The organism is Pantoea sp. USHLN256, from assembly GCF_037149875.1.
Lineage (GTDB): Bacteria > Pseudomonadota > Gammaproteobacteria > Enterobacterales > Enterobacteriaceae > Pantoea > Pantoea nemavictus.
This window is the reverse complement of the sequence record NZ_JBBCQO010000024.1, coordinates 1-1,387: the sequence shown is the minus strand read 5'-3', so window position 1 is coordinate 1,387 and position 1,387 is coordinate 1. Positions and strand designations below refer to the sequence as shown.

The 1,387-nt window shown below is 54.8% G+C and carries 2 rRNA genes; both read right to left on the bottom strand.

Annotated elements, in window-relative coordinates:
- Window positions 1-103 (bottom strand): 5S ribosomal RNA (gene rrf, locus WFL93_RS24040); the annotation flags it as partial.
- Window positions 104-203: 100 nt separating this feature from the next.
- Window positions 204-1,387, bottom strand: a 23S ribosomal RNA gene (locus WFL93_RS24035); the annotation flags it as partial.

Sequence of the window (1,387 nt, the reverse complement as noted above, 5' to 3'; positions counted from 1 at the left end):
CTACTCTCGCATGGGGAGACCCCACACTACCATCGGCGCTACGGCGTTTCACTTCTGAGTTCGGCATGGGGTCAGGTGGGACCACCGCGCTAAAGCCGCCAGGCAAATTCTGTTTCGTTCGCGTAGCCCTCACAGGCGCCGCAAACCAGTCCGTGAACAAGCTGAAAATCCGGTCTCTCAGACCAAAACGCCTCTGGCGTTGTAAGGTTAAGCCTCACGGGTCATTAGTACCGGTTAGCTCAACGCATCGCTGCGCTTACACACCCGGCCTATCAACGTCGTAGTCTTCAACGTCCCTTCAGGACTCTCAAGGAGTCAGGGAGAACTCATCTCGGGGCAAGTTTCGTGCTTAGATGCTTTCAGCACTTATCTTTTCCGCACTTAGCTACCGGGCAGTGCCATTGGCATGACAACCCGAACACCAGTGGTGCGTTCACTCCGGTCCTCTCGTACTAGGAGCAACCCCCCTCAATTCTCCAGCGCCCACGGCAGATAGGGACCGAACTGTCTCACGACGTTCTAAACCCAGCTCGCGTACCACTTTAAACGGCGAACAGCCGTACCCTTGGGACCTACTTCAGCCCCAGGATGTGATGAGCCGACATCGAGGTGCCAAACACCGCCGTCGATATGAACTCTTGGGCGGTATCAGCCTGTTATCCCCGGAGTACCTTTTATCCGTTGAGCGATGGCCCTTCCATTCAGAACCACCGGATCACTATGACCTGCTTTCGCACCTGCTCGAGCCGTCACTCTCGCAGTCAAGCTGGCTTATGCCATTGCACTAACCTCCTGATGTCCGACCAGGATTAGCCAACCTTCGTGCTCCTCCGTTACTCTTTGGGAGGAGACCGCCCCAGTCAAACTACCCACCAGACACTGTCCGCAGCCCGGATCACGGGCCTACGTTAGAACATCAAACATTAAAGGGTGGTATTTCAAGGTTGGCTCCACGCAGACTGGCGTCCACGCTTCAAAGCCTCCCACCTATCCTACACATCAAGGCTCAATGTTCAGTGTCAAGCTATAGTAAAGGTTCACGGGGTCTTTCCGTCTTGCCGCGGGTACACTGCATCTTCACAGCGATTTCAATTTCACTGAGTCTCGGGTGGAGACAGCCTGGCCATCATTACGCCATTCGTGCAGGTCGGAACTTACCCGACAAGGAATTTCGCTACCTTAGGACCGTTATAGTTACGGCCGCCGTTTACCGGGGCTTCGATCAAGAGCTTCTCCTTGCGGATAACCCCATCAATTAACCTTCCGGCACCGGGCAGGCGTCACACCGTATACGTCCACTTTCGTGTTTGCACAGTGCTGTGTTTTTAATAAACAGTTGCAGCCAGCTGGTATCTTCGACTGGCTTCGGCTCGGGGAGCAAGTCCCT